Genomic DNA, 26,493 nt, shown 5'->3' on the forward strand with positions numbered 1-26,493 from the left:
GATAAGTCATTCAGTTAGTTTAATTTATATTAAACTCAATTCATCAGAAACAGGCTCAGGGATTTTGAGCCATCCCCAGCCTGAAGAAGATTATCAACCCCCTCTGGTTACTTTTGGCATTGCTTGGATTGCATCGTATTGACTGCATGGATAAATATCTGCTGAATATTCGGTATTCGTAGGGCTCTTGCCTCATCTAACAACGCCAGTGCTTTGGCAATATCGTGATGACTCACCGCATCTTTGATGGCTGACTGATAATAGTGAGTGGATTCCGCTTGCGGCGGTGCGGTGGGTTGCCACTGCTTGGTCTCGATATTTGGTTGTGGGGATGTCTGTGTGCTGACCATCGCGTTGCTGCCCGATGTTTGCCGCGATTGTTGGAGCGCATGTTGACGAATCGATTCCGTTTCAACGGTCATCTTCAATGATCCCTGATAGCTTGTGGTGACAGAGATATCTGCAACCAGCGGCAGTGGCGCACCATCTTTAATCGCGCGTCGTTTCGCAGGATGGGGAATGGTAATCGTTTGTCCGACCTGATCGGGTTGAGTGAAAATGAGCAGATAAGGCGTTTTTTCCGCATTAATTGGGTAAGTCTGTTCGAGTCGATCGGATTCAAATACATCGCTGAACCGAAGCTGATGCTGATCGAGCTGAAACGTCTTTTGCGGCTGGTAGTCGGCATCCAGTAGTACCAGCGTCGGCATAAACATCTGATGATTAAACACCAAACTCTTGAGCGTCAGTTTAACGGTGCCGGAACGTGGTGAAAATTGAAAGGCACCAAAATATGAGCGGCCACTGCTGAAATCCTTCGCCGGGGATGACGGATCAAGTTTAAGCTTAACATCGTCGTTGGGATTGAGTGGTGTCCAGTATATATCTTGATAACGGGTACAACACACAGTGTCTTCAGCAGGCGGCGGAGTGATATGCTGAACCTGTTTTGTTGCTGAGCATCCCGAGACGATAAACAGCGTCAAGGTAAAATGGATCAGTTTCTGCATTTTCTGCATCGTGACTTCCTGTAGCGGGCGAATGAGTGGTTCAGGCAACCCAAAGGGTTGCCTGCGCTTGAATACCATCACTGAGCTGGTATCAGAACCAAATTTCAGCTTCGATACCGACCCGTGTTTCAGTGTTATCATCACCGGAGGTCCAAGCATAGCCATTATCACTTGATTTCATATAAGTAATATAGGGCTTAATCTGTGGTCGTCCCCAGTAATCTGCGTTGACGGTCAGAACTGGCGCTAAAGTTGCGGTATAAAATGAGGTATCAGCATCTTCACGTCCCCATGTTCCGGCAGCCCCGAGACTTTCCAGTGCATAGGTCAGAGTCGCTTCCATCCGGAAATTTTCGTTGACTTGATAAGATGGCGTCACTCCGACAATCAGGCGTGATAGTCCGTCTTTGGAACCCCATACATCATGCGTTGTGTTATTATCCAGCTGCCAATAGGTCACTTCGGTACCCAATTGAATATGCTGCGCAAGATTGGCGACCCCATAAGAAGTCAGGAAGAGGGATCGGTCATCTTTTTTCCAGTTACCGCTCCACTGACCGAAGTTGACGCCCCGGTTCGCTGAAACACCTTTCCCGTAAGTAATGGCAGTGGTTGACCAACCATCAAAGCCATAATAGTCACGATGATAAGTGATCGCAGCGCCAAAACCATCTTTAGCGGTACTCGACTCATCAACATGTTTCCGTGAGGTTATCTTCAGATCAAAATCGAATTTTCCCCCTAATCCTTCGACGCCATAATAGTAAAAATCAGCGGAAGTGAGTGTGGTACTGCGCCCGTCACTATCTAAAGAGCACTGTTTTGAATTGACGTTTGCCCCAGAGAGTGTGCAACTTCCTTCACCGGGGTCGGCAGACATCACCGCAAATCCGGCATCATGATACTGAACTCCGGCACCGACGCCGGAAGACTGCTTCCAGAACTCCTTGGTAATGATGCCTGACTGGCGGTTCAGGTAACGTTGACCGGCCCAAACACTGAGACCATCGGCAAAATAGGATAAGTCGCCCAATTCAATATAGGCTTCTTTGAATTCCAACTGGCCGCTTTCCAGATGGCCTTCATTGCCTGACGATGACGTATAGAACCCGCGGCCATTGCCGCCTTCATTGTTGCCGTATTCGGCTTTGAGTACATATTTAGCCCAAGAGCCGGAATCAAAGTTCTGACCTTTGGTTACCGTGAACTCGATTTGCGTCGGATTTCCGGAAAACGCAGCACCGGCGGCGTGATAGTCTCTGCGATGGCCGTAACTGTCGTTTAAAGAGAGTGATTCGCCGACATTATACTGTAAGTGTCCGTAACCGTTGACTGTCCAGCCTTCGTGGACTTTATCTTCAGCGGAGGATTGCATTGAAAGCAGTGCTCCGGAAATCGCGAGAGCAATTAAGCTTACCTTTTTCATGTGATTCGCTCCTGTTTATTGTGATTATTCCTATGTGGTGATCTGGTTTGTTGCCGGAACAAATCTTGATTTATCACGGCGTTGTTCTGACCAGAGAACAAGATAAGGAACGGTAAGGGCTCTGACTTCCTCTTCGGAGGGGAAATCTACGGAGGACATGCCGGGAGGAGAGAGGCGGAGAAAAAACAGAATCGCAGTACAATGCTAACTGAGTCACAAATTTGGGGTGGAGGTTGCAGATCCGTTGTGACGAATGCCGTTTACTTGAGTGATCTGAATCGCATTTTATCCACCGACAGAACAGCATGGGCTCAAAAACAAATGTTCAAAAATGTGAAATACGCCTGATTTACAGGCAGATTTGTCAATGAGCCAATGAGCCAATGAAAGGGCGGACGCGTGGTTATCGCCATCGCGTCCGTGTGTGATTGATTAGTATCCCATTAAGCTCAGTAATCGCTCTGCTGTTTCGATCGCTTCTTTACGGTTAGTTAAGTTGAGCTTCTGATAGAGATTTCTGATATGGGTTTTGATGGTGGTTCCCGCGACATCGAGCTCTTGAGAGATCTGTTCATTACTGAACCCGGAATAAATCAGGCCAAGCACTTGCCATTCACGTTGCGTCAATGGACTGGTGCGGACGAGTTCAGGGACTTTGGGATGGTGAAGTAACTTATCGATAAACTCTTCATCGAAATGCAATGAACGACTGCGTTGCTTTTGAGCAATCTCGCGGAGCAGACATTTGGCACGATGTTTTTCTAGGTCCTCGAGCGCTTCGCCTTGTACCAGTCGTTGCAAAATAGGATATAAATGATGACCTTCAATGAGAAAATCCGCCATCATGCCAGTCTGATTGGTCATTTTTAAGGCTTGACGTAACACCGTTTCAGCCGCTTGGGGTTGCTGGTTATATACCGAGAGCACTGCTTCGACGATCAGGTTACGGTTGGTATCGGTAAAGAGTTCGGATTGTTGCGCTTGATGCTGCAAAAATGCCAGACTTTGCCGTGCTTCTTCAAGCTGACCGGTATAGATTTGAGCCCGGGCAATATTACGCCACTGGAGCTGTGAAAAGTGATTTTTGGCTTGTGAAGGTCTGGGCGCCTGAGCCAGCCATGCTTCAACTGAATCAACATCATCCCTGACTTGCCAGTACAGCAATAAAGCAAACGATGCATTGGCGGTCCAGTCGATATGATAGCTGGACTGGTTTAACAACGTCTCTATCTGGGCAACAAATTTTGCCGCACGATCGATTTCTCCGCGGGCAATCGCGACCCGAGCCAGAATTGAGTAACTATGCAGATGTTTACTGATGTCCAGATTGCCCAAAACCCGAATACCTTTCTGAGCAAAGACTTCCGCCTCATCCAGTGAATTCCAGCACCAGAGGACTTGTGCATGAAGTCGTAACAGAAATTCATGCAACGGCACCTGATGCAATTGTTGTTCTTCAATCAGTTTGAAAGCTGACTCGTGTAGCTCAAAGGCGGCTTGAACATAACCCTGCGCGAGCAAGATTTCGCTCTGTTGAATTAAAGCCCATAGCACTTGGTGATAGACCTGATGCTGACGGGCTAATTTCTCAGTTTGTTGCATCAGCGAAAGTGCCCGGTTGAGTTCTCCCTGCACATGATTGACTTCTCCGACAATTGAAGTCGCAATAATCCGGCTGCGGAAATCGGTTGTCTCCAACTGACTCAGGGCCAGTTCTGCCAGTTCTAAAGCGAGTTCCGGATCGTTCTTGTTGATGGCGATCTGTGCCCTGAGCGTGTTGAGTTGTCCTTGTTCCGGCTGAGAAATCACAATGTTTCTCTGCTGCATCTCATGTTCGGCCTGGGTTAACATATCCTCAACCCGGGGATAGCGGTGCTGGCTTTGTGCTAACCAAGCCTGAAGTAACGGTAGTTTAACCCCGGCGTAGAGATGATCGGCATCGAGCTCATCAATTGCCGTTTCCAGAACGTTTAACTCACCATGGTTGAACATCCGCCAGCCATGCGCGAGCAGAATCTGAGTGGTTAAATCGCTGTTGGTGGTTTGCTGAGCATGCTTGAGTGCCTGATGAGGAATGTCGAGCTTCAGCCAAGCCTGCGCTGCCCGGCAGTGGAGTTGCTCTTCTTCATCAGGAATAATCTTATGCCGCTGATGGGTCAGAAATTCCGCAAACAGATGGTGAAAGCGATACCAGTTCTGTTCGCTTTCCAGACGGTGAATGAAAAGGCCATAGCGATTGAGTGACTCAATCATATTCAATGCGTCACTGCGCTGGGTCAGTTCCGCAACTAAGATATCGTTAAAGGTTTCCAGCACCGCACATTGCATCAGAAACAATCGGGTCTCGCTGTCAATATAAGCAAAGACCTCTTCAATCAGATATTCCCACAGATGGTCATGGTTAAACCGGGCGACTGATTGCCGGGATTGAGCCAGCGACCGGTTCTGGTGCTTGGCTTGTAAAGCAATCAACTGGAGGGCGGAAGGCCAGCCTTCGACATAATGCCTCAGCTCGCTGACCGTTTCCGAGTCAAACTCATCATGAACGACCTGACTGAAAAAGCGGGTGGTTTCTTCTTCGTCAAAGGCCAACATATTGTGATCAATTTCGATGAGTAGATCTCGCACCCGCAGGTTCGCAATACCCAATGGTGGATTCGAACGGCTGGTGACAACCACCGTCATATTGTCCGGCATATGTTTAATAAAGAAACGCACCGCTTCATGAATTTTTTCATCATCGATCAGGTGGTAATCATCCAAGACCAGATAGCAGGGTTGCGTCACATCCTGAATCTCATGAAAAAGTTCGGCAAACAAAGAAAAGATCGAGGAATACTGGCTACGTTCTGCGAGGGTCTGACTGTTCGGACAACCATTGCCGGTGGCAATATTGATGGCCTGAATGAAGTAATTAATAAACCGGAACGAATCATTGTCACCATCATCGATGCTATACCAGCCGACAGCAGGGCTTTCAGCGAGCCACTGTGCCGCCATTGTCGTCTTACCGTAACCGGCCGGTGAACGAAACAACACCACTTTACATCGATGTGCATGGCGCAGGGTATCGAGTACCCGCAGTCGAGAGATCGCGTGGTGCAGACGACTCGGACGTGTCAGTTTTGATGGAATCCACATAAATTCTGCATTTTTTCTTCGAGTTGCATAAATTCTCAGTAGTTTAGCGTGGAGCGTACTGTCTGGAACTTGATCGACTTCTTAATACACAAATTTCTAACAATTTTATGAATTGAGTGATGAGTTTTTGAGCCTTTGGGCAAATCATCAGGCTCTACGCCTACTGACTCCTACCACAATTCCTTTTCTACGGGAGGATGTTTCATGATGCAGGACTATGCAGGATATCCCTATACCTTTAGCCCTTAAATTAAGCAAGATGCTGTAAAGAGTGAGATCGTCATGAACAGTGAACAAACAAATCATTTTGAGCCGGAGGCATTCAAACAGAATGTCTTACATCATTTGAAGACTACCTACTCGCAAGAGATTGAACATGCCAGCTCCCGGTCATGGTATTTGGCGATGGTGCGGGCATTGTCTGAAATGAGCGTTGCCGATATGGTCGATACGGCACAAGACCCACGGGTTCGCAACGCGAAACATGTGAATTATCTGTCACTCGAATTTTTGATGGGACGTCTGACGGGCAATGCACTGATTAACATGAACTTGTATGCGCAGGTCGAGCATGTGATGCAGATGTTAGGCCAGTCGCTGTCTGATTTATTGGAATATGAGCGTGATCCTTCGCTCGGCAACGGTGGCTTGGGGCGTTTAGCGGCTTGTTTTATGGATTCCTGCGCTGCTCAGCAATACCCGACAGTCGGATACGGATTACATTATGAATACGGGTTGTTCAAACAGTCTTTTGTGGCCGGACGACAACAAGAAGCGCCAGACGAGTGGCGTGGCGAAGAGGGATATCCGTGGGAACGGCTGCGGCCGGAACTGACTCAGCGAGTCGGGTTGTTCGGTCACGTTGAAACCGAACAACAGCAAGGCAAAACCAAGCGCCGCTGGAAACCGGCTCAGACCGTGAAGGCGATGGCGTGGGATATTCCGATTATCGGCTATAAAAGTCGCACCGTTTACCCGTTACGTTTATGGGAATGCCGGGCAGAGCAAGGCTTCTCGCTCGATAAGTTTAATGAAGGTGCTTATATTGAAGCGCAGCAAAGCATGATTGAAGCGGCAAATCTGACCAAAGTGCTGTATCCGAATGACAATCATGAGCAAGGTAAAGTCCTGCGGCTGATGCAACAATATTTTCATAGTGCGGCATCTATCGGTGACATTGTTGCTCGTCATGAACAAGCAGGACGTGACTGGGAAAGTTTACCTGACTATGAAACCATTCAACTCAATGATACCCATCCGGCAATTGCGATTCCTGAACTGATGCGGGTCTTGATCGATGAGAAAGATCTGGCGTGGCAAACCGCATGGTCGATTTGTACACGGGTCTTTGCTTACACCAATCATACTTTGATGCCAGAAGCGCTGGAAACATGGCGCAAGTCGCTGATGACGAAGTTGCTGCCGCGGCATATGGAGCTGATTACGGAAATTGACCGGCATGTCTTGAAACAGGTCGTGCAACGGTGGCCGGACGATACCGAGAAACAGGCGAAGCTTGCGATCATCTCCACGGAGAAAGAGCCGATGGTCAGAATGGCGAACTTATGTGTGGTCGGCTCTTATGCTGTCAATGGCGTTGCTGCAATGCATACGGAGTTGGTGCAAAAAGAGCTGTTCCCTGAATTCAATTCGTTATTCCCCAATCGGATCCGCAATGTCACCAACGGTATTACACCGCGTCGCTGGTTAACCTATTGCAACCCTGATCTGGCAAATTTGATTCGTCATAAGATTGGTCACCGCTGGGAAGACAACCTCGACCATCTGGTCGATTTAGCCGCCTATGCTGATAAGCCTGAGTTCCAGTCTGCATTTATGGCGACTAAAAAGGCCAATAAAGAGCGTCTGGCACAGTGGGTTTCGGCTCACCTCGGATTAGAAATCAATCCCGATGCTCTGTTTGATGTCCAAATCAAACGTCTGCATGAGTACAAGCGTCAGCACCTAAACTTACTGCATATTCTGTCTTTGTATCATCGTCTGTTGCATGAACCTGACTTTGATATGGTGCCACGCGTGGTCTTTTTTGCCGCGAAAGCCGCTCCCGGTTATCACCTGGCAAAAGAGATTATCTATGCGATTAATCAGGTTGCCACAACCATCAATCAGGACGACAGAGTCAACGATAAGCTGAAAGTTGTCTTCATTCCCGATTATCGGGTCAGCATTGCGGAATTAATCATTCCCGCTGCGGATCTGTCCGAGCAAATTTCAACTGCGGGCAAAGAAGCATCCGGCACCGGTAACATGAAACTGGCCCTCAATGGTGCGCTGACGATCGGCACGATGGACGGTGCCAATGTGGAAATTCGTGAAGAAGTCGGTGATGAGAATATTTTTATCTTTGGTTTGAACGTACATCAGGTCAATCAATGTCTGCGCGAGGGTTATGACCCTCACCGTTACTACACAGCCGACCCGTTACTCAAAGCAAGTCTTGACTGGCTTAATACCGACTACTTTACACCGGGAGAGCCGCACGGACTGAAGCCGGTTTTCGACACCTTGTTACGTGACGGTGACCCGTATCTGTGTCTGGCTGATTTTCGGTCTTATGTTGATGCTCAGACAGCGGTTGACCGCCAGTATCGGGATGTGCAGGGCTGGGCACGCAAAGCGATTTTAAACACGGCGCTGGTGGGCAAATTCAGTTCGGATCGGTCGATTCGCGACTATGTTGAGACGATCTGGCATTTACAGCCCGTCAAACGTTAATTCAGTAACCGGTTAATGCAGCAACCGAATGACATGGTGTATCGGAGCCGGGCGTGGTGCCCCGGCTCATTTCATCTTATGAATTCTTATCAATGCAATGTCATTGGAGTGAAACATGATAACAAAACCAACATTGGAGCACGTGGCTGATCTTGCCGGAATCGCCAAGTGCTACACGGATGCATGGGGCGATGAAGCAGAAGTCCCTGAGCAGACGTTGCGTCAGATTCTTACGATTATGGGCTATGATACGTCTGAAGATGCCCGACTGATGGCATCGGCTGTCAGCAAACATCAATCCCACTTGTCACAGCCGGTCGTGGTTGTCCGCGGAGGTGAGCAACCGGTCGATATTCCCCTCAGAATCGGCCGGGATGTGTCCTATGAACATTTCTCGTGGCAAATCCGTACCGAAGACCATCAGCATTTTGCGGGCAAGGTGGCAACACATCTCCTTGCCGATCGGCGAGACCATGACGGCACCGTGACCCTGCGTATCACGGGATTAACGCTGGGCTATCATCAATTGTGGGTGAAGGATCACCGGACGGGTCATCTTGAAGAGAGTCTGCTGATCATCGCACCGGCAGCCTGCTATAAACAGCCCGCGCTACTCTCGGGTCAGAAAATGTGGGGACTTAGCATCCAACTCTATACACTGCGCAGTAAAGCCAACTGGGGGATTGGTGATTTCGGTGACTTGAAACAACTGGTCACCGAAGTTGCAGATAAAGGTGCCCAGTTTATCGGTTTAAATCCCTTGCATACGCTTTTCCCTGACTGTCCTGAATTTGCCAGTCCTTATAGTCCGTCTTCGCGTTTTTGGCTAAATACACTTTATATTGATGTCAGCTCAGTTCCTGAATTTGTCCTCAGCCACGCTGCTCAGTCGCTGGTCGGGAGTGCCGATTTTCAGCACCGGCTTGAGCAGACAAGGGCGAAAGCATGGGTTGATTACACTGAAGTGAATGCCCTGAAAATGACAGTGTTGCCATTGTTATATCAGGAATTCCGTCACCGCCATCTGGCACATCACTCTGAACGGGCTCAGGCTTTTATACAGTTTGTGGAACAGGGGGGCGAGAGCTTAAAGGCACTGGCGGTATTTCATGTGTTATCCGAGACATTCTGCCAGACCGGGGCAAAGATGAACGATACGACCCAGCCCCGGGGATGGGCACAGTTTCCGCCTGAGTATCAAGATTATCAGAGTGAGACGGTACAAACCTTTATTGAGACGCACCAGGAAGCCATTCATTTCCATATGTACTTGCAGTGGATTGCTGACAGCCAGCTGAAAGAAACTCAGCTGATGGCGAAAGAACGAGGGATGACGATTGGCTTATATCGGGACTTGGCGGTCGGTGTCAGCAAAAATGGTTGTGATACTTGGGTGGACAGCGAGCATCAGACGCTGGTTCAAACGGTGAGTGTCGGTGCACCACCGGATATTTTAGGCCCGCTCGGACAAGACTGGGGGCTACCGCCATTTCATCCGGTCACGCTCCGGGAACAGGCGTATCGTCCTTTTATTGATCTGCTGCGAGCAAATATGAAGCATTGTGGTGCGCTGCGGATTGACCATGTGCTGGGATTATTAAGACTGTGGTGGATTCCGGAAGGGAAAACCGCCAAAGAGGGGGCTTATGTTTACTATCCGGTTGAACATCTGCTCGCGATTCTGGCATTGGAATCACACCGGCATCAATGCGCGGTGATTGGTGAAGACTTAGGCACCGTTCCGGCGCAGATGGCTGAGATTCTGGCAAGTGCGGGGATTCACTCATATAAAGTCTTTTTCTTCGAAAAATCTCAGCAAGGGGTATATACACCGCCGTCAGACTATCCTTATCAGTCGATGACGGCTTTGTGTACACATGATATGCCGACCCTGAGAGGGTTCTGGCATGGTTCTGACCTGTCATTGGGGCAACAACTGGGTCTCTATCCCGATGAGGCTCAACTCGAACAATTGCGTCAGGATCGCGCTCAAATGCGTCATGGTGTGTTGCAGGCGCTGGGAATGTTAAATGCACAAGAGGAAGTGCGTGCCGGTGCTTCGCCAACCGACTCAGCAGAGGCGCACCGGGTGATGGATCCATTACTGGGGGAGTTAATTCAGCTTCACGTTGCTTCTGGTCGTTCGGCGCTGGTCAGTATTCAGCTTGAAGATTTACTGGCGATGGATGAACCGGTTAATGTGCCGGGAACGGTGGATCAATATCCGAACTGGCGGAGAAAACTGTCAACCGATCTCACCACGATTTTCTCGTCGCCGGCAATTCGCAACATGCTGGTTAAGCTGACTCAGATGCGGGCTGCCTGATACGATATCTGAAAAGTTTGAAATATTAAAAAACCGGTTCTCAAACGAGAACCGGTTTTTTGATTCGGCAAGGCGTCTCTGAATTAAGATGCATCATCGTAAACTGTATCGAAATCCACGCCTTTTTCACGATAGAGTCTCGGACAAGCCCGGCCATCACTGTGGAACAGATGGCAACGATTGGGTTCAATACCGATGGTATACGAATCACCGACCGCCACATCAAGGGTATCCATTGCCCGATAAATCACATTAGCATCCGCGCCTTTCAAATGCAGGTAGACCTGCGTTTCGTTGCCGAGTTTTTCCACAATCTGCACTTTGCCTGATACGGTGAATGTCGCGGATTCGGCACTGATTAAATGTTCCGGACGAATCCCTAAAGACATCCGTTCACCCGGACGAACCTGATCGCCTTGAACCGGAATCCAGAAGGTCTCACCATTGGGTAATTGCACCATGACTCGCTCCGGTTCCGCGGCTTCGACATTGACGGTCATAAAATTCATTTTCGGTGAGCCGATAAAGCCTGCCACAAAACGATTTTTCGGATAATGATAAAGTGCCAGCGGCTGGCCGACCTGTGCGACGGAACCCGATTGCAGCACCACGATCTTATCCGCCATGGTCATGGCTTCAACCTGATCGTGCGTCACATAAATCATGGTGCAACCGAGCTGGCGCTGTAATTTGGTAATTTCACTGCGCATATTGACTCGTAAAGACGCATCGAGATTCGAAAGCGGTTCATCAAGGAGAAACACATTCGGTCTTGAGACCAAAGTCCGGCCAATCGCAACCCGCTGACGCTGACCGCCGGATAATGCTTTGGGCTGACGATCCAGTAAGTGACCGAGCTGGAGAATTTCTGCCGCTTCAACAACACGTGCGTGAATCGCTTTTTTATCGGCTTTCGCGAGTTTAAGACCAAACGACATGTTGTCATACAAATTCAGATGCGGATACAGAGCGTAGGACTGAAAGACCATTCCTACCCCTCTTTTGGAGGGTTCAATATCATTGACGCGCTGTTCACCAATATATAAATCACCGGAGGTGATATCTTCCAGGCCGGCAATGCAACGTAGCAGGGTGGATTTTCCACATCCTGACGGGCCGACGAAAACGACAAACTCACCGTCGTTAATCTCCAGATTCACATCCTTGGAAATCACGACATCATCATAAGCCTTCGATACATTTTTCAGGGTGACACTTGCCATTTCGATCATCCTTAACTCAAATATAGATTTGTGACATGAAAAGGGCTCAGCCATACTCAGTAGCTGCGCCTCATTATCGGGTATTCTTTCACCTTACACGGCGACTTGGAAATAGTATCTGTGAAAGGATGACTCAGTGCATCCTCCTGTCCGTTAATCCGCAGGGCGGACAGCAAAGGATTAGTATCAGAGGAGGGATGAGGCCGGGCGCGACTTCACCGGTTCTGAAACCGGGTGGAATAGTGTTATCTATCACACTTTATCTGATTTTTAAGCGATTCGGTCGCATAGATGTTGATGGGAGTCACGAAAATACCGTTATATCTCAGGGGCGTAGGGCTCAGGATGATGAGGAACGCAGCAATATTTCTCATCATATGGCATCACCTCCTACGACAAGTTGAACAATAAGGATAAGCGCATGAAAAAGACCCTACACGCTGTCGCAATTTGCACCTATACAGCTCTGGGCTCGTTGAGTCTGAGTTTAAGCGCACATGCTGCCATTGCAGAAGGACAGCTCACGATATGGATTAATGGAGATAAGGGCTACAACGGTCTGGCGGAAGTTGGCAAAAAATTTGAACAAGATACCGGGATTCCGGTCACCGTGCTGCACCCGGATGCGTTACAGGATAAATTCCCGCAGACCGCCGCCACCGGTGACGGGCCGGATATTGTTTTTTGGGCACACGACCGGTTTGGCGGATATGCTGAAGCGGGGTTACTTGCCGAGGTTCATCCGTCTCCTGAACTCAAAGCCAACATGTTCGACTTCACCTGGGATGCCGTCAAATATCATGGCAAATATATCGGCTATCCGGTTGCGGTTGAGTCACTGTCGCTGATTTATAACAAAGATCTGGTGCCTGAGCCGCCCAAAAACTGGGAGGATATCGCCAAACTGAATGACAAGCTGAGCAAACAGGGTAAAAGCGCGATTATGTGGAATCTGAAAGAACCGTACTTCACCTGGCCATTGCTGGCGGCCGATGGCGGGTATGCGTTTAAATTTAGTGATAAGGGCTATGACATCGATGATATCGGAGTCAATAAACCCGGTGTCCGCAAAGCGATGACGTTTTTGAAAGGGCTGGTCGATAGCCACGTTATTTCACCGGATATGGATTACTCCGTATCTGAGTCTGAGTTCACCAAAGGTAAGACAGCCATGACCATCAACGGGCCGTGGAGCTGGGGCAATATTGACAAAGCTGGAATTCGTTACGGTGTCACCACGTTGCCGAAGTTTAATGGTCAAAACTCAAAACCGTTTGTCGGCGTTCTTTCTGCCGGGATCAGCACCGCTTCACCGAATAAAGATCTCGCGGTTGAGTTTATTGAGCATTACTTATTGACCGATGAAGGGCTGGCAATGGTGAATGCCGATAAACCACTGGGCGCCGTCGCGTTGAAATCTTATCAGCAAAAACTTTCCAGCGATCCGCGTATTGCTGCCACCATGTACAATGCGACATATGGTGAAATTATGCCAAATATACCGCAGATGAATGCATTCTGGAGCTCGATGAAAAATGCCATTATCAATGTGGTTGACGGACGTCAGTCGGTTGACTCGGCATTGGCTGACGCGCAAAAGCAAATTGCACATTAATGGAACCGGGGCAGGTGATACTAAGCCGTCATGATTCATCCGTATGGTCGGTCATTGAGTGGTGTATCGCCTGACCTGAATTAGCTTGATTAGATTTCAGGAAGTTTTATGCAGTTCGTTCAGAAAGCAGACCCCGGCAGTTTGAGTACCGGTCATAAAATCAAGTGGATCAAATGGGTAACCCTGTTTGCGATAGGCATCCTGAACGGTTATGCCAGTATCATGATGTATGCGCGCGGGGAAATTGCGTTTGCTTTGTTAACCATCGTGCTGACGGCGCTGGCACTCTACATTTTTGGCAGTCGGAAGACCTACGCACATCGCTATATTTATCCCGGTGTTGCCGGCATGATCCTGTTTATTCTGTTTCCGTTGGTGTACACCATCGGGCTATCATTCACCAATTACAGCGCCAAAAACCAGCTCTCGCTGGAACGGGCACAGTCGGTTTTACTCGATCAGACCTATCAAAGTGGTCAGAACTATCCTTTTACGCTCTATCGTGAACAAAACGGCTATCGTCTGGCGGTGCGTGACGGCGAGCAGTTATTGGCGACACCGGTATTTTCACTGGGACGCCATGTCGCGCAAGAGTTGACATTAACCCCCGTCCAATCTCTTCAGGGATGGAAAAAAGAGTCACTGAAAACGGTGATTCAGCACCGGGATACACTGGCGGGACTCAAACTGGTTACGCCGGAGAAACAGACCATTCGGATGAATGGGTTGCGGCGGTTCTCCGCGATTTCACCCAGATATCAATTGCTGGATGATGGCGTGACTCTGCGCAACCGGCAAAGTGGTGAATTACTCAAGCCCAATATGGACATCGGTTTTTATCAGCCGGTGGATCAAAACGGTCAGTTTTATCGGGATCCGATTTCTCCCGGATTTATCGTCAACATCGGTGCCGCTAATTTCCAACGGGTATGGCAGGATGACGGCATCAAAGAACCCTTCATCAGTATTTTTATCTGGACGGTAGTTTTTTCCGCTCTGACCGTCGGGCTGACCCTGATCATTGGCTTGGTGCTCGCCAGTGTCGTGCAGTGGGAAGCACTACGTGGTCGGTCGGTTTATCGCGTGTTGCTGATTTTACCTTATGCGGTGCCGGCTTTTATTTCGATCCTGATTTTTAAAGGATTGTTCAATCAAAGTTTCGGTGAAATCAACATGGTGTTGAATGCGCTGTTCGGTCTGAAACCGGCGTGGTTTTCCGATCCCATCATGGCGCGGGTGATGGTGATTGCGGTCAACACTTGGCTGGGTTTTCCTTACATGATGATTTTATGTATGGGATTGCTGAAAGCGATTCCCGAAGACCTCTATGAAGCATCCGCCATCGACGGAGCAGGGCCACTGTATAATTTTACTAAAATTACCCTGCCATTGATGATTAAACCGCTAACACCGCTGTTGATCGCCAGCTTCGCGTTCAATTTTAATAACTTCGTGATGATTTATCTGCTGACCGGCGGCGGGCCGAATATGATTGGCACAACTGAGCCTGCCGGCTATACGGATTTGCTGGTCAGCTACACCTACCGGATAGCCTTTGAGGGCAGCGGCGGCCGCGATTTCGGTCTGGCCAGTGCGATTGCGACCCTGATTTTCTTACTGGTGGGTGCATTGGCATTAATCAATCTTCGTTTCACGCGTGCAGGACAGGATTAAGGAGGCGTTGCATTATGGCAATGGTTCAAGGAAAAAGTTTGAAATACCGGGTCTGGGCAACCCATATTGGTTTATGGTTTTTTCTCTCACTGATTATTTTTCCGATGCTGATGATCGTGGCAATTTCATTGCGGGAAGGCAATTTTGCTACCGGGAATATCATTCCGGAACATCCGTCTTGGGAGCACTGGAAACTGGCACTGGGGTTTGCGGTGACGCATGCGGACGGCAGTGTCACACCACCACCATTTCCGGTTTTGACCTGGCTGTGGAATTCGGTCAAGGTTGCCACAATCGCCTCGGTACTGATCGTCGCTTTGTCTACCACATCGGCATACGCGTTTGCCCGGATGAAATTCGGTGGCAAGAGTCTGATCTTAAAGGCGATGATGATTTTCCAGATGTTTCCGGCAGTGCTGGCGCTGGTGGCGATTTACGCCCTGTTTGATAAGTTGGGTCAGTATATTCCGTTTCTGGGGTTGAATACCCACGGCGGACTGATTTTCTCTTATCTCGGTGGTATCGCGCTCCATGTCTGGACCATCAAAGGTTATTTTGAAACCATTGACGGTTCGCTGGAAGAGGCCGCCGCACTCGATGGGGCGACACCGTGGCAGGCCTTCCGGCTGGTGTTGTTACCGCTGTCAGTGCCGATTCTGGCGGTGGTGTTCATTCTGTCGTTTATTGCCGCTGTCGGTGAAGTCCCGGTCGCATCGCTGCTACTGTCTGATATTAATCAATACACCCTTGCGGTCGGGATGCAGCAGTATCTGTATCCGCAGAACTACCTGTGGGGAGACTTTGCCGCCGCCGCAGTGTTATCGGCACTGCCGATAACACTGGTGTTCTTGTTAGCGCAACGCTGGTTAGTCGGTGGCCTGACAGCCGGTGGCGTGAAGGGCTGATGCGGTCATTTTCTCTGTCGGTGGCGGTGCGTAGCCGCCCTGACGGGTGGTTTTGACCTTCAGTCTGACCAGACTTTCACACAGCGACACCGCACAAGTGACTCCGTCGAGCACCGGGATGGAAAACTGAGCCGATAATCGTTCGGCCAGATCGACCATTCCGGCACAACCAAGAACGATTGCTTCTGCGCGATCGTCGCGAATCGCCAGCTCAATTTCCTGAGCTATTTTGTGGGCGGCCTCTGAGCCGTCCCGTTCTAATTCAAGCACCGGAATGTCAGAAGCACGTACACGGATGCATTGTCGCTCCATCCCGTAACGCAGTAAATTGTGTTCCAGTGCCGGAACGGAGCGGGACAGCGTGGTGACAACACTGAACTTATTGGCGAGCATCGAGGCCACCCGGTAAGCGGCTTCACCAATCCCAATCACCGGTTTATCCGTGATACAACGGGCAGCATCCAGACCTGTATCATCAAAACAAGCAATCACAACAGCATCGAAATCTTGATGTGCCTGAATCGCCTGAAGCATACCGGGCACAGACATCGCTTCATCGTAATAGCCTTCAATTGAAACCGGGCCGTGTGCCGAAGTCACCGCAATAATTTCAGTGCTTTCAGAGGCCACTTGCCGGGCAGCAAGGCATGCTTTTTCAGTCATACTGGCTGTCGTGTTCGGGTTAACAACAAGGATCCGCATTGGTTCATTCTCTCCATGAATTCAGGAACTAGGTGGGTCTTTCAGAGCATGATGCAGATTGTATACAATTTCAAACGCAATTCAATTTTCAACTGAATCTAATTTCAAACGTGATCTAATTTCAAACATCGGCTTGTCAGTTTTATGGGGTGTGAATTCGTGAGTCGGTGCTGAGGTATTTATCAAGCTAAGCTGTGACCTTCCGGCTGATCAACGTTGCATCGATCAGCCGGAAGATCGCGTTTGGATGACGGATCAGACTTGTTCTGAACTCAATACCATGGCTTCGCTGGCTTTGGCACGCTGAGATTTGGTGGCCAGAAAATAGAGATAGCCGACAAACATCATAGCCGCAAATAACAGGGCGATGATGAGATTAAACCAGATCATGGCGATCAGGCAGATTACCGATAAAACCAAAGCAATGGCGGGAACAACCGGATACCCCGGCGCCCGGTAGCTGCGCACCATGTGAGGTTCACTCTGGCGCAGTTTAAACAGACTAAGCATACTCATGATATACATCACAATCGCCCCGAAGACGGCCATGGTGATCATCGCCGCAGTCAAACTCATTCCTTGCAGGTTAATGACCCCGTCACTGAAAATGGCAATAATTCCGATAATACCGCCGGTGATAATCGCACGTTGCGGTGTTTTGAATGCCGACAGCTTTGCCAGACCTGCGGGCATATAACCGGCACGGGCGAGGGCAAAAAACTGGCGTGAATAGCCGAGAATAATGCCGTGGAAGCTGGCAATCAGACCAAACAGGCCAATCCAGACCAACATATGCAGCCAGGTGGAGTTATCGCCGACAATCATTTTCATCGCTTGGGGCAGCGGATCATTAATCCCTGACAGGGTCTGCCAGTTTCCTGCACCTCCGGCGAATATCATGACACCAATTGCCAACATCACCAGGGTTAAAATCCCGGAAATATAGGCGACAGGAATGGTCCGTTTCGGATCTTTGGCTTCTTCAGCAGCCATGGCTGCGCCCTCAATGGCGAGAAAGAACCAGATGGCAAACGGAATCGCTGCAAAGACTCCGGTGATCGCGTGGACACCAAAGGTATCACTACCGGCCCAGCCATTGGCTGTGAAGTTCGCCAGACTGAATCCGGGGGCGACAACGCCCATAAACACCAACAATTCAATCACCGCTAAAATGGTTACACAAAGTTCAAAGGTCGCGGCAAGTTTGACACCCAGACAGTTCAGCCCCATGAAGACAATATAAGCGCCGACGGCGGCATATTTGGGATCCAAACCGGGATACTGAACATTGAGATAAGCACCGATGGCCATTGCAATCGCCGGTGGCGCGAAAACGAATTCAATCAGCGTCGCATAACCGGCAATTAAACCGCCGATTTCACCGAAAGCACGCCGACTGTAGGCAAACGGCCCGCCTGCGTGTGGAATCGCAGCAGTCAGTTCCGTAAAGCTAAAAATAAAACAGGTATACATGATAGCAATTAAGGCTGTGGTAATCAGGAACCCGAGTGTTCCGGCTACGCCCCAGCCATAACTCCAGCCAAAATATTCCCCGGAGATCACAAGCCCGACCGCAATTCCCCACAGGTGAATCGTGCCCAGCGTTGGTTTCAATTTTTCGGTCATGATTGCCCTCCATTTATTTCGTTCCATGACGATGAGATCCTTTCCCAACATCCATGTTTTCAACAATATGACAGACGTCCAATGCTTAAAGTGTGCCTGAATGATTTCGGTGGCGTGCAAGTGGGGGAAGAGACGGTTGTGGTGATACGGTATAGAGGGGGGCTGATTGCATCAAACGAGGGCGACAGGCTGCTTTGTGAGGATCTGATGTGGCAAAACTATCAATATTCTGAAACAGAGATAGCAGATGTTGCGACGAAAAAGGTTCACAAAATCAGTGAGAAGACAGGGCGTAGACCGTGTGATTTGCGCAATGATTGTGCATGGAGAACTGTTTTTGTGCGTTTCTTTCGGTGCATGATATTGAGAATATCAGGTCATCGTTAAGCAGGGCACCAGGCGTGCCCTGCATCAAGATTGTTATTGAAGCCGGATCTGAGTCAGCGCTTGAAACAGGGCTTTTTTATCTGCGTCAATGAGGTATTTTGAATTGAGCGTGGTTTTAAATGTGGCATAGTCGCTTGCGGAGAAGTGTCCGCCGTCGCGCAGATATGCCGCAATATCGGTATTAATTTGGTTACCGAGTGTGATCAGCGCAGGGCGAATCACCGTTTTTAAGTCTCTGGGTTGCGCGGTCGTCGGCTGGCTTAATAAATCAGCACGATAGCGATACTGTATCGCTTTGGCGGCTGAGATCTGTGCTTTAAAAAATCCGATCACACTCTGTTTATCCAATCCTTTTTGTGCTGCGGACTGGCTCGCCTTGTCAATCACAACCACTTCACGCTCAATATCTTCAATCGGTTTTCTATGGATGGCTTTGTACAAGGCGACATCTTCCATATAACTGAGTCGCTGGTTGATGGTTGAAAAAATCTCCGCAGGTGTCGGGGCTGCGAATACATTAAATGATAACAATGCCACGACCAGTACGGTTACCGTTTTAAACATAACTACCTCATATTTTATGAATAAGATTGATTATCATAGAGTGATTTGTCGGTGGCGCAATCGATTTTATGATTGGTGTTGAGGAAGGGGGGCGTCCCAAACACTTGTATTACAGTTTTATCTTCCTAGCCATTGGCGTTGCAGTTTGACGCACAATTGCGTTTTTCGGTTTCAGAGGCATCGGTGCTCAGTGCGCCAGTTCATCTTTCAGAGATGAAAGACGAACCAGAAAATCTTTTTTGTTTGGCGGCGTCACACGCGTTCCAGAACCAGCTTTTACGGGCGTCCTGCCCGGAAAAGCCTAACCATTCATCCGTGAATGGTTTTCTTCGGTGGGTGGTTGATTTGAGTTGGGTGAAACATTGTAATGTCTTGCAATCCCTGTCTACATCAAAGAATGTCATGGTTGTGTCAATTTTTTATGGATGTTTTCTGCAACATATTCAATGATATATCCGGTATTTAAGTATTGTTTATGAGTATGAATTCATATGCACTTCATGTGGTGAGACAATTGACGGTCCGCCATTTTTATATCTGGTTGCTTCATCAATTTATACCGTAAGAATGACTTTACGATGCTGCCCGCAGATGCGGGCGTCATACTTTTTAATCGACTCTGAGGATGTCAAAACATGTCGTTAACCGAGCAATACAATAAAAACGGACTTGCTAAACCTATCACTATTCGTCCGACATATAAGATGCATTTGTGTCTCTGGGGTGGGGGGATATTTCTACTACTTTGCAGTTTTATATCGGCAGGATCTGATGACTGGATATTGAGTATTTTCGGGATTCCCTTCTTTGGACTGGTTCTTGTTGTCGCCGGAAGTGCGATACGAAAAGGAAAAGATCGTGGTCTTGTTCAATTTTCCGATTCGGGGCTTTGGCTTTCAACCATTGCCACAACACTTCCTTGGGAATCTATAGGCCCAGCTTGGGTAAATAGAACTGAAAATGAAGGCCGCGCAACTGACGATGTTGTGTTTATTGTGCACAATGTCGATCAATATGTTGTAGAAACGAACTGGATAACTCGTTTGTATCTAAAACTCACTAAAAAAACGCTTAATATTAAGGATGGGGGGATATTAGATTTTGGCCTTGAGGTGCTTTTTATAAAGGCTGATGCAGAGGATTCTTTGGACGAAATGCAAACGCAATTAGAGCAAGCTAGAGAGCTTGCTGGTGATGACCCGACAGCTGTTCTACTGAATATACCAGTCCATTTAGGTTAGGTACGTCTCCCTACGAACTTGCGGCTTTACTTAACGCTTGCTCGTCAAAATATGGAAAGAAAATTGCCTGAGGCTTGGTTCCATATTCAGTCTCTTAGCCTATGACTTCGAAAATATGGCGCACAATTCTGTTCTTCAATTTCTTTTATATCGGTAATGTGCGCCAGTGACTCTTGCCAAGATGCAAGCCTAACCATTCTTCCGTGAATGGTTTTCTTCGGTGGGTGGTTGATTTGAGTGAAGTGAAACATTGCAAAAGCTAGATGAGTCACAGGACTTGGAGCGAAAATTCTGTTTGATATTGGTACGTTGTCGATATTTTTATGAGTATTTTCAATTCATTGCATGAGGTGTTTTATAGAATCGTTCTGTATAATCACGATTATGTGCTACTGAGAATAAAAAAGGAGATTTGTCGTGAAGGTCTATGGAGATATCCAATCTGGAAATTGTTACAAGGTAAAACTGTTGCTTTCATTTTTAGGGATTGCGCATGAATGGTGCCACATGAGTGTTTTAAAGGGCGACACTAAAACGGCTGAGTTTTTGTCAATCAACCCGAACGGCAGAATACCAGCAGTTGTCTTGGATGATGGCCGCTTTTTGTCAGAGTCGAACGCCATTCTGGGGTATTTTGCTGATGGGACAGCGTTTATTCCTAGTGACAAATATGACAAAGCTAAAATGTATGAATGGTTGTTCTTTGAGCAATATAGCCATGAGCCATTCATTGCAGTAGCGCGTTTTATACAAAAATTTCAAGGCATGCCAGCATCAAGATTAGATGAGTACCATGCATTGCAGCCCGGTGGTAACAAAGCTTTATCAATTATGGATAGCCAACTAACTCAAACGGATTATCTTGTTGGCAACCAATTGACGCTCGCTGATATTGCGTTGTACGCGTATACGCATGTGGCAAATGAGGGTGGCTTTGACTTATCCCGTTATCCAAACATTCAATTATGGTGTAAACGAATTCAAGCACATGAAAGTTACGTTGGTATGGCCTAAAGCACAGATTAGACTGCACGATAATTTCTGCTTGGTATGATATTGCCCTGATTTTTAACATGTTTTTATACGATTATGTGAAATGTTTATTGGACGACAGCAAGTGATACAGAAGTATTCCTATTGCATGGTTCTGTATCACTTTCTGTTAGCTGTAAAGGAAAAAATGAAGAAAAAATACTTGATTTATGGATTGGTTAGCTCGCTTGTAATCACTGGTCCGTTAGGCGCTGAGGCATTAGGCGGTCGGTCCGGCGCTTTAGAAATTAAGATACTGTCTACGATGATTGCGTTTACTGTCTATAGCATTATCGGTTTGTGTTGTCATGCAACATTGGCAAGCAAATATGCTGATGTTGGTAAGTTTGGTTTAGGCGTTACTTGCTGTGGACTGGTATTTTCTATTGTGACGACTTGGGCAGAATTTCGAATTGAGGATTTTCTTCCATTTCGTTTCACTTTGTTAGTGATCAGTATTTGCTTTGCTCACTGTTCCCTGATGTTGTTAGTAAAAGTTTACAACTCCGCTATCTCAGCAACAAGGATTATCTCGATATCTGCAAGTATACTTTGCGCTTGCATCGCCATGTCTATGACGGATAGTCGTAATCTAAATGTAGAGGTACTTATGCTACTTGGCATCGTTGCTATTGTGGGTTTGATATCAACAATTATCACATCAATATTGTCATTCACAGCGGATAAGTCAAATTATACGGACGACGAAAACGCCACCGATGTTTGAGAAGCGTTAATGTTACAAGGAAATGCCAATTCCCAAGCTTCAAATATCATCCTTTTACTTTTCCAGCCTTGGGCTCCTGAATTTGACGCACAACTGGTTTCCCCGGTTTCAGAGGCATCGGTGCTCAGTGCGCCAGTTCATCTTTCAGAGATGAAAGACGAACCAGAAAATCTTTTTTGTTTGGCGGCGTCACACGCGTTCCAGAACCAGCTTTTACGGGCGTCCTGCCCGGAAAAGCTTAACCATTCTTCCATGAATGGTTTTCTTTGATTGGTGGTTTGTTTGAGTGAAGTGAAACATGTTTAAAACGAAGCTAAATTGATCGATGATCTCAGGGTAAGATTCAGGGATGAATTTTCAGGATTGCTTGAGCAGGATGCGAATCAATCCGCCCCTGATGACGTGCGCTGAACTTAAACCTAGGCCTTTTGGGGTACTTTTTCGGCCGTGAAAAAGTATCTGGGGCGCAGTCGGAGATGGCAATGAGAGCGAGGAACGGGATTGCGCACCAAACCAACAGATTTACTATTGGTCACACCAAACCGCGATTTAATCATCTCAAGCGAGCTTCCCTGTTACTCCCATTCCAAAAATAACCACTCCTCATCAAAACCCCCAAATTTAAACATGTTTTATAAATCCATTTGAGTATAATTGTTAATTCATATGAAAATAATTTTATCAATAAGCATCCATCGATAAAACAATCACGGCTCAGTCAACAACGTCAATGAACTATCAAACCACTCAAATCTACAACCTGATGCGTTATGAATTTGCTCAAGTTGAAGGGGATTTTGCCTCTTTAAGTGAGTCAGAGATGAAATCTGTCATGCCTGCCGGAATGCGCTTTGCTGATTTTCTTGAACAACTTCACTACGGTCATCAAGTGTTACTCACTGATGTGCCATCGGTTCCGTTGCTGATTCGGGATCGGGATGAATGGGGCAATCAATATTGGCGAGTCAATCCCGGGGTTGAGCCTCATCTCGATTCATTAGCCTTCAAGGCTTATACCGCCAGAGTTGAACTGGTCAATCATGGCATCGGTTCATCTTATTCCGGCAGCGTTAACGCTTCTGTTTCTACCGAGCCTTATGTCGAGCGTGAACCTGTGAAACTCACTTTAGCAGAACGTCTGAACAAGCAGCGTCAGGAGCGACTACGGGAGCTGGATAAAATCCCACTGCCTTCATCCGCATGGCAGAACGTATTTAACAAACCGCCCGTCAAACCCTCCCGTTTCGCCAAATCTGCGCGAGTGCCGAGCGGTACGTGTGACATCGGTACACAAAGAGAGTCGCTTTCTGCGCTGGGGGATTATGCAGCTTATACACTGGCCGTCGGGCAAGGGGTAAGTGCAGCATCTGGAGAAGCCTTTTTAACGCGTATTGGCGGTGCAGCGCTGGCAGAACTGCCGGGAATGGCGATGAAAATCGTCGGGCGAGCTGGCATTCTGGCTGCATTTGTGCCGAACAAATTAGCGGACAGTACGCTCTATAGTGCAGCCGATATGCTCAATAAAGATATGGTTGAAACCAATATTCGCTTGGGTTTCAATACGGAAGGGCGAATTTACGGCTATCACGTCAATGGGACGAATATCCCTAAGCGTGAAGTAAAACAGGTTGGTGAGCGGTTTGTCGTCGAGTTAGAGCCGGATATCACTATTGAATGGGTGCCGATCAGTGGTGATTTTGGCGGTAAACCGATCCTTGTCAATCCTATCCCGGAGATGGAAAAGTTTGATATCTGGATCCATCCGGAAGCGGAGCAAGGTCAAGAGTTTGATAATACCTACATTACGCCAATTACTGATGCGGATCTGCAAGACTATATTCTGACCTTTCCGGCAGAGACTGGGTTACCACCGTTGTATGTGGTGTATCAGAAAACGGATAAGCCAAAAGTAAAACCGTTAGAAGTTGGGACTTATGGCGAGCTGGCGGCAAGAAGTGCGAAAGATGGGATGGATATTGATCATATTCCTTCATTTAAGGCGATTGAAAAGTGGGCTTCAAGCGATGGTGAGGATTTAACAGCCGCTGAAATCCGGGCTTTAAAAAACGCTACAAATGGGCTTGCCATTCCGAATGAGATTCATAGAAAATGTTCCCGTACCTATGGAGGACGAAATACTGATAAGCAAAGCTCACTTGATGCTTTAGATTTAGAGGCAGCAGCTAACAAAGATATGAAGGCAATTCGTGGTTGCTTAGCGCAACATGGATACAGTAAGAACGATATTGATAATACATTTGATAAACTGCATAGATTAAACAAAGAAGCGGGGTTATATGACTAAACCAACTCAGTGGCTCAATCAAACTTATCAAGAACTTGTGCATGATTCGTCGTTCATGACTGTAATCGGTGGAAACGTTCCTCAGTTTGATGAAGTGTTAGATGAAAGACATGACATTGTTTGTTGTGACGGTCATGTGAACATGATTTTTGATCGTGATTATCGATTGAAGACGCTGATTTTTTCATTATCGCCTGATAGTGCTGTTTGTGTTCGCTATATTGCGGCAGAGTTAACCTTTTTTAATCAATCTACTGTGATTCATGATGTGCTTAACACATTAGGAGAGCCAGATGAGATAGGGAAAGCGAAGAAGCTTCCCGGTTTAATAAAAAAGGGCTGGTTAAGGTACAACCGTGAATTTTACAGAATAACTTTCTCTATCGATAATAGTGATCCAGATAAGATTGCAGACGTTCGCTTCAGTGCTTCTCCCAATAATTGAATTTTTGATGATATTTTACCTTCCCAGCCTCTGGCTAGACATGGCTCAAGATAAATACGAATAGCTACTCCTTTGAATTGAATCGCATTTTCTCTCAATGAACAATGTAAAACGAGTGGTGATGGTGTTCTTTGTCAGCCGCTTCTTTTATGCTAGCGCTATTCATCCACAACGAGCCCCAATACTGCGATTATGAAAACATCTCTCGATCATCTGCCCGAATATAAACAGCGTGAGCTGGCGGATATCTCAACGATTCTGCGCGATACACTGGAAGATTACCTGCAAGGCAAACAGGGCAGTAAGCGTGAGTTCCGCATTCTGAAAATTATTCTGTTCGGCAGCCATGCCAAAGGCAGTTGGGTCAAGGATCCGGTCAATGGTTATATTAGTGATTACGATATTCTGGTGATCGTTAATAAAGCCGCCTTGGTGGAGGATTATGTAGTCTGGCAGAGGGCCGAAGAGCAAATTGATCGCAAAGTGAAATCGGCCCCGTTGGGTTTGATTGTCCACGATTTAAAGGAAGTGAACGAGCGCTTGCAACAGGGTCACTATTTCTTTAAGGATATCCGCGAAGAGGGCATTGAACTGTTTGCCGCGACACCGAAACCGTTGGCGGAGCCGGGTGATTTGACTGAGGAAGAGCTGCGAGAGATTGCCCGTAAGCATTATGAACACTGGTTTAAGCGTTCATGTAGCGGATTAAAAATGTTTCATTTCGCGTTTGAAAAATCAATGATTCACGATGCCGCTTTTACGCTTCATCAAGTCACAGAAAAACTCTTTGCCTGTACATTACTCACTTGTACCAACTACCTGCCGAAGTCTCACAATATCGAGAAACTCGGTAATCTGTGCGCACAGATTGATCCGGCCTTTGCTGAGATTTTCCCGATGGACAACAAATTCCATCGCCGTAGTTTTCGGCGTCTGCAACGGGCGTATGTTGATGCGCGTTATTCAGCGCACTACGAAATCACTGAAGAAGAGTTGAATTATTTGGTGGCAGAGGTGCAGCGGTTGCAGGCATTAACCGAACAGGTTTGTCGGGGGAGAATCGGGGATTGAGTGTTGTATTTTGATTCGTAGCTTTTGGCATTTGGATGTGACGCACAATTAAATTTTTCGGTTTCAGAGACATCGGTGTTTTGTGCGCCAGTTACTCTTGCAGAGATGCAAGAGTAACCATATATGGTCACTCCATCTAAATCAAAGTATTTTTCAGACTTCCTCAATGTATTTATTCATCTCATAAATTCACCATCGACGGTTGTTCCTGAAAATGAAACGCGGCCTTAAACATATATCCGGCGTCAGTTTGATACTCTATGTATCGCGCCCAAATGAGATCCAAAAAGTCTTGCCCGCCTAATCAGAAAATATGCCTCACTGGATGGGCAGGTTA

19 protein-coding genes are annotated in these 26,493 nt (G+C 47.5%); 12 read left to right on the forward strand and 7 right to left on the reverse strand.

The window, feature by feature from the left end; genetic code table 11:
* Positions 1 to 107: 107 nt before the first annotated feature.
* From VR7878_RS01815 to malT, 3 genes are all read right to left on the reverse strand, one after another.
* A complete protein-coding gene (locus VR7878_RS01815; protein ID WP_159440415.1) occupies positions 108 to 1,151 on the reverse strand; it encodes a MalM family protein in 1,044 nt (347 codons plus the stop codon).
* Positions 1,102 to 2,436: a carbohydrate porin gene (locus VR7878_RS01820; RefSeq protein ID WP_059120901.1), complete on the reverse strand. Its 1,335-nt coding sequence runs from the start codon at positions 2,434 to 2,436 to the stop codon at positions 1,102 to 1,104. Before VR7878_RS01820 ends, VR7878_RS01815 begins: the two co-directional genes overlap by 50 nt.
* Positions 2,437 to 2,868: 432 nt before the next feature.
* A complete protein-coding gene (gene malT, locus VR7878_RS01825) occupies positions 2,869 to 5,577 on the reverse strand; it encodes an HTH-type transcriptional regulator MalT (protein WP_077332879.1) in 2,709 nt (902 codons plus the stop codon).
* A gap of 282 nt (positions 5,578 to 5,859) precedes the next feature.
* On the opposite strand from malT, the gene VR7878_RS01830 reads away from it, so the two are divergent.
* Positions 5,860 to 8,313: a glycogen/starch/alpha-glucan phosphorylase gene (locus tag VR7878_RS01830; protein ID WP_077332881.1), complete on the forward strand. Its 2,454-nt coding sequence runs from the start codon at positions 5,860 to 5,862 to the stop codon at positions 8,311 to 8,313.
* A gap of 115 nt (positions 8,314 to 8,428) precedes the next feature.
* A complete protein-coding gene (gene malQ / locus VR7878_RS01835) occupies positions 8,429 to 10,639 on the forward strand; it encodes a 4-alpha-glucanotransferase (RefSeq protein ID WP_077332883.1) in 2,211 nt (736 codons plus the stop codon).
* An 83-nt stretch (positions 10,640 to 10,722) separates the two neighbouring features.
* Here malQ and malK read toward each other — a convergent pair whose 3' ends face one another.
* A complete protein-coding gene (gene malK, locus VR7878_RS01840; RefSeq protein ID WP_077332914.1) occupies positions 10,723 to 11,862 on the reverse strand; it encodes a maltose/maltodextrin ABC transporter ATP-binding protein MalK in 1,140 nt (379 codons plus the stop codon).
* 421 nt (positions 11,863 to 12,283) lie between these two features.
* Here malK and malE point away from each other — a divergent pair, with 421 nt between their 5' ends.
* The 3 genes from malE (at position 12,284) to malG (ending at position 16,056) form a co-directional block, all read left to right on the forward strand.
* Entirely contained in the window at positions 12,284 to 13,477 is a 1,194-nt protein-coding gene (gene malE, locus VR7878_RS01845; RefSeq protein WP_077332885.1) for a maltose/maltodextrin ABC transporter substrate-binding protein MalE, read from the forward strand.
* Between the two features lie 108 nt (positions 13,478 to 13,585).
* Entirely contained in the window at positions 13,586 to 15,151 is a 1,566-nt protein-coding gene (malF, locus tag VR7878_RS01850) for a maltose ABC transporter permease MalF (RefSeq protein ID WP_077332887.1), read from the forward strand.
* A gap of 14 nt (positions 15,152 to 15,165) precedes the next feature.
* Positions 15,166 to 16,056 carry a maltose ABC transporter permease MalG gene (gene malG, locus VR7878_RS01855; RefSeq protein WP_077332889.1) on the forward strand — a complete coding sequence of 297 codons (891 nt, stop codon included), beginning with the start codon at positions 15,166 to 15,168 and terminating at the stop codon, positions 16,054 to 16,056.
* Here the strand turns inward: malG and VR7878_RS01860 are convergent.
* The 3 genes from VR7878_RS01860 to VR7878_RS01875 all read right to left on the reverse strand — a co-directional run bounded on the left by VR7878_RS01860 (position 16,018) and on the right by VR7878_RS01875 (position 19,335).
* Entirely contained in the window at positions 16,018 to 16,758 is a 741-nt protein-coding gene (locus VR7878_RS01860) for an aspartate/glutamate racemase family protein (protein WP_077332891.1), read from the reverse strand. The genes malG and VR7878_RS01860 overlap by 39 nt on opposite strands.
* A 255-nt stretch (positions 16,759 to 17,013) precedes the next feature.
* A complete protein-coding gene (gene eat / locus VR7878_RS01865; protein WP_077332893.1) occupies positions 17,014 to 18,384 on the reverse strand; it encodes an ethanolamine permease in 1,371 nt (456 codons plus the stop codon).
* A gap of 420 nt (positions 18,385 to 18,804) precedes the next feature.
* On the reverse strand, positions 18,805 to 19,335 hold the full coding sequence (locus VR7878_RS01875; protein ID WP_077332897.1) for a chorismate mutase: 531 nt from the start codon (positions 19,333 to 19,335) through the stop codon (positions 18,805 to 18,807).
* Between the two features lie 635 nt (positions 19,336 to 19,970).
* Here VR7878_RS01875 and VR7878_RS01880 point away from each other — a divergent pair.
* From VR7878_RS01880 to VR7878_RS01910, 7 genes are all read left to right on the forward strand, one after another.
* Positions 19,971 to 20,576, forward strand: a complete 606-nt coding sequence (locus tag VR7878_RS01880; protein WP_077332898.1) for a hypothetical protein — start codon at positions 19,971 to 19,973, stop codon at positions 20,574 to 20,576.
* Positions 20,577 to 20,993: 417 nt separating this feature from the next.
* Positions 20,994 to 21,590 carry a glutathione S-transferase family protein gene (locus tag VR7878_RS01885; RefSeq protein WP_077332900.1) on the forward strand — a complete coding sequence of 199 codons (597 nt, stop codon included), beginning with the start codon at positions 20,994 to 20,996 and terminating at the stop codon, positions 21,588 to 21,590.
* A gap of 166 nt (positions 21,591 to 21,756) precedes the next feature.
* Positions 21,757 to 22,335, forward strand: coding sequence for a hypothetical protein (locus VR7878_RS01890; protein WP_139343972.1), 579 nt, complete (start codon positions 21,757 to 21,759; stop codon positions 22,333 to 22,335).
* A 9-nt stretch (positions 22,336 to 22,344) separates the two neighbouring features.
* Positions 22,345 to 22,605 carry a hypothetical protein gene (locus VR7878_RS01895; protein ID WP_077332904.1) on the forward strand — a complete coding sequence of 87 codons (261 nt, stop codon included), beginning with the start codon at positions 22,345 to 22,347 and terminating at the stop codon, positions 22,603 to 22,605.
* A 460-nt stretch (positions 22,606 to 23,065) separates the two neighbouring features.
* A complete protein-coding gene (locus tag VR7878_RS01900; RefSeq protein ID WP_077332906.1) occupies positions 23,066 to 24,640 on the forward strand; it encodes an S-type pyocin domain-containing protein in 1,575 nt (524 codons plus the stop codon).
* Positions 24,633 to 25,085 (forward strand): hypothetical protein, encoded by a 453-nt coding sequence (locus VR7878_RS01905; protein WP_077332908.1) that lies wholly within the window; start codon positions 24,633 to 24,635, stop codon positions 25,083 to 25,085. The genes VR7878_RS01900 and VR7878_RS01905 overlap by 8 nt, the downstream gene beginning before the upstream one ends.
* 192 nt (positions 25,086 to 25,277) lie before the next feature.
* On the forward strand, positions 25,278 to 26,156 hold the full coding sequence (locus tag VR7878_RS01910) for a HEPN domain-containing protein (RefSeq protein ID WP_077332910.1): 879 nt from the start codon (positions 25,278 to 25,280) through the stop codon (positions 26,154 to 26,156).
* Positions 26,157 to 26,493: the final 337 nt, after the last annotated feature.

Origin of the sequence: Vibrio ruber DSM 16370 (assembly GCF_900163965.1) — a bacterium.
GTDB lineage: Bacteria > Pseudomonadota > Gammaproteobacteria > Enterobacterales > Vibrionaceae > Vibrio > Vibrio ruber.